The organism is Pelomonas nitida (genome assembly GCF_043555975.1).
GTDB classification, from domain to species: domain Bacteria; phylum Pseudomonadota; class Gammaproteobacteria; order Burkholderiales; family Burkholderiaceae_C; genus Pelomonas; species Pelomonas nitida.
In genome coordinates, this window is the sequence record NZ_JBIGIA010000038.1 from 1 (window position 1) to 3,960 (window position 3,960).

Genomic DNA, 3,960 nt, shown 5'->3' on the forward strand with positions numbered 1-3,960 from the left:
CCGGAGTGGATGTGGATGGCCGGCTTGATCTTGTCGCTCTTGTTGTAGAACGGCTCGGGCATGAACTGGTTCGAATTGAACAGGTTCTGCCAGACGGTGTTCTCCAGCGTGTCGGCGGCCAGTTGCAGGTCGGCTGCCGAGAGGTTCTCGTCGGAATAGAAGGCGAAGTGCGCCGATTCCTTGACGAGCTTGAAGTTGGACTGCTCGGGGTTGGGGCCGCCCGCGCGCCAGGTGCCGGCGGTGACCGTCGGCTTGGTGGGCGTGCCCGTGTACCAGACGGTCGTGGTGGTGCCGGCATCAACGGCGGACGGCGCCGGGGCCGGGGTCGGCGCGGGCGTCGGGGCCGGTGTAGGAGCGGGGGTCGGCGCGGGCGTGGGAGCCGGTGTCGGTGCAGGGGTCGGCGCGGGCGTAGGAGCCGGCGTCGGTGCAGGCGTGGGCGCCGGTGTGGGCGCAGGCGTAGGAGCTGGCGTCGGTGCCGGGGTGGGAGCTGGCGTCGGCGCGGGCGTGGGTGCCGGCGTTGGAGCTGGTGTCGGTGCAGGCGTCGGCGCCGGTGTCGGGGCCGGCGTGGGCGCAGGCGTCGGCGCCGGTGTGGGAGCTGGCGTCGGTGCGGGCGTTGGATCCGGCGTGGGAGCAGGCGTTGGTGCCGGCGTGGGCGCAGGCGTCGGATCCGGTATCGGCGCGGGTGTCGGTGCAGGCGTGGGGGCCGGTGTGGGCGCCGGTGTCGGCATGTCCGACGTCTTGTCGCCTGACCCGCCGCCGCAGGCGGTGAGCGCCAGTGCGAGGGCGCAGGCCATCGCGAGTTGCTGCGATGTCGCGACGGCGCGCGACGGCGCAGTGGCGGACTCAATTCTCATGGTGGCGCGCATGGCAGCAGCCTCCTGTTGAAATTCGACAATGGACCTGCGCACAGCGCGCAGGAGGTTTCTGACCGGCTCCGCCTGGCCGCGCGCACAAAGCGCATCGAGTCGGCGCGGCTACGGCGGGAATGCCTTCATGCCCTCAGTTGCACGACCGCCCACATCCGCGCACAGCCGCCAGCCCGTTGGTGGCGCCCTGCCCCGCCGCCCTGGGCGCCGCGCGTTCAGAGCGGGCCGAGCGCGACGCCAGTAGCTCGCTGAGTCAAGGTCGTCGACGAAGGCGCCGCAGCGCGCGGCCGCCGCCGTCCTGCACGGCCGCGGTTGTCCTCTCGCGACAGGCCCGCCGAGGCGTCGACACCCCGACTCACCCCGAGCTTTGACAAGCCCAGGGCGCGTCGATCAGGATGCACAACAGGAGCCGCGAACGGCCCGCTGAAGGTTCAGGGCGTGTAGACCTTGGGCTGCGCCGGCTTCGCCATGCCGTTCCCCAGGAAGAAGCTGGTGTTGGGCGGCTGGTTGTAGGCCGAATTCTGGTTCGCGATCGAGCCGCGGTATTGCGTGTCGTGCATCAACGTACGCAGCCGCTCCTTGGTCGGGATGGTGGTCGTGAACACCAGCAGCTCGGCGTTGTTCGCGTTGCGCCAGATCACTTCCTCGCGCCAGTCGCCGAAGATGTCGGCGGACAGGCCGGGCGTTGCCTTGGTCGTGTTGTTGGACGTGGCACCGAAGTCCGACGCCGTCAGCAGCCGGTCGAGCTTTTCGGTGGTCGGGTTCCACTTGTCGATGGTGGCGCCGTCCAGCAGCTCGCGCAGCAGGTCGCCGTCCCAGTAGACGCCGAAGTTCACCCGCGACGGCCGCTTGTCCGAGATGTGCACACCGGTGGCGCTGGTCAGGCCGCCCACGGTGGCCCAGCTTTCGGCACCGGGGTAGCGCGAGTCCACGTCCATCACCACACCGCGGCCCACGTCGGCGCCACCGCCGGACAGGCTCCACAGGATCTTGCCGGTCGCGGCGTCATGCATTTCCACGCCGTGCCCTTTGTAGGAGCCCGGGTCCTCGTGGACCATCATGACCTCTTTGCCCGGGCGGCTGGGGTCGAGGTCGGACACATGCAGCGCATCGCCGTGGCCCAGGCCGGTGGAGTACAGGCCCTTGCCCGACGAATCGATGGCGGCTGCGCCGTAGACGATGTCGTCCTTGCCGTCGCCATTCACGTCGGCGACGACGAGGCTGTGCGCGCCCTGGCCGCGATAGGCGGAGTTGCCGCTGGTGTTGCTGTCGAAGTTCCAGCGCTGCGACAGCTTGCCGCTACGCCAGTCCCAGGCGGTGATGACGGCGCGGGTGTAGTAGCCGCGGCTCATGATCAGGCTGGGGCGCTGGCCGTCGAGGTAGGCCACACCGGCCAGGAAGCGGTCCACGCGGTTGCCGTAGCTGTCGCCCCAGCCGGACACGGTGCCGCGAGCCGGCACGAAGTTGGTCGACGCCATGGCCTTGCCGGTCTGCCCATTGAAGACGGTCAGGTACTCGGGGCCGGTCAGGATGTAGCCGGTGCTGTTGCGATAGTCGGCATTGGCGTTGCCGATGACGACGCCGGTGCCGTCGATGGTGCCGTCACTGGTCTTCATCGCGATCTCGGCCTTGCCGTCACCGTCCAGGTCATAGACGATGAACTGTGTGTAGTGGGCGCCGGCGCGGATGTTCTTGCCCAGGTCGATGCGCCACAGGCGCGTGCCGTCGAGCTCATAGGCGTCGACGAAAACGTTGCCGGTGTAGCCCGACTGGGAGTTGTCCTTGGAGTTGGACGGGTCCCACTTGACGATGATTTCGTAGCGGCCGTCGCCGTCCACGTCCCCCACGCTCAGGTCGTTGGGGCTGTAGTCATAGGCCACGCCGTCGGGCGTGCGGCCACCGGCCGGGCGCTGCAGCGGCACGCGCAGGTACTGCTGCGGCCAGACGGCGGTGGCCGCGCTGGCCGCCTGCTCGGTGCCGTTCAACACGGCCGCCACGGTGTACTTCGCACCCAGCGCGCCGGCGGCGTCGACGAAGTTGGTGCTGGTGGTGATGGGGCTCGCGTTCAGCTTCGTGCCGTTGCGATACACGTTGAAGGCCACATCGTCCGCCTCCGTCCCCAGCATGCGCCAGCTCACGAAGACGCCACTGCTGGTCGCCACGGCAACCACGCCGCGGTCCAGCCGCTCCACCTGCCGGCTGCCGGCGACCGGGCCGGTCGAAGGCGCCGGCGTCGGCGCGGGTGTGGGAGCAGGTGTTGGCGCCGGCTTGGGAGCGGGCGTCGGGGCTGGCGTGGGTGCAGGCGTCGGCGCTGGCGTAGGGGCCGGCGTCGGCGCGGGTTTGGGTGCCGGCGTTGGTGCCGGTGCAGGCGTGGGCGCCGGTGCGGGAGTCGGCGCCGGCGTTGCGGCGGGGGTGCCACCCGCCGCGCAGAAGCCGACGGCCGTCATCGTCGACTTCGGCGCCAGCGTCTTGTTCCACTCCACGCCACTGAGCGTGACCGTCGAGCCACTCTGCTTCCACGTGGCGTTCCACATCTGGTTGACCGTGCCGCTCACCGTCAACGCGCCGCTCCAGGTGACGGCCTCGCTGTTGGGATTGGTCACCTGCACATTGGCGCAGTAGTTGCCCCCCCACTGGCTGCTGACCGTGTAGCTCAGCGTGACGGGGCTGGCCGCCAGCGCCGATGCGCTGTAGGCCAGGAACAAAGCTGCGGAGATCCCCCGCACTTTGAATCGGGACATGGTCAAACCTTTCTCGACGCGAGGCCGAACAATTGAACTGTCTGTCAGGAGAAAGGCGCCGACATGGCGGCGCCTTTCAGGCTCAGGGGCGCCAGGTCAGCGGCGTCTTGCTGTTGACGTCCGTGGCGCGGCCGACCGTGGAGGTGGCGTCCACATAGCCGGAGCGGTTGCCGCTGCTCAGGTTCAGGCCCACGCCGCGGTACTCCACGTCACCGTACAGGTTCAAGCTGCCCGAGGCGGCCTGGCCCGATTCGAAGAAGCCCAGCGGGTAGAAGGTGGTGCGCACCTGGGCCGAGCCGCCGACGACGAAGTTGTTGTTGCCCCACGGGCTGCCCGTCACGCCCACCACGCTC

General features: G+C 69.5%; 2 protein-coding genes and 1 pseudogene. All 3 read right to left on the minus strand.

Features of this window, described 5'->3' with window-relative positions; all coding sequences use genetic code 11:
- A pseudogene (locus ACG00X_RS23970) lies at positions 1–854 on the minus strand (hypothetical protein); the annotation flags it as partial.
- A 443-nt stretch (positions 855–1,297) separates the two neighbouring features.
- The gene (locus ACG00X_RS23975; RefSeq protein ID WP_394492330.1) at positions 1,298–3,607 is read right to left on the minus strand and encodes a rhamnogalacturonan lyase family protein; all 2,310 of its coding nucleotides are present in this window, start codon (positions 3,605–3,607) and stop codon (positions 1,298–1,300) included.
- Between the two features lie 82 nt (positions 3,608–3,689).
- Positions 3,690–3,960, minus strand: a 271-nt coding sequence (locus tag ACG00X_RS23980) for a hypothetical protein (RefSeq protein WP_394492332.1), incomplete at its 5' end; no start/stop codon positions are given.

What these genes read in the sequence shown, in the direction of transcription:
- ACG00X_RS23975 (WP_394492330.1), bottom strand. Translation starts at nt 3,607, where the DNA reads ATGTCCCGATTCAAAGTGCGGGGGATCTCCGCAGCTTTGTTCCTGGCC.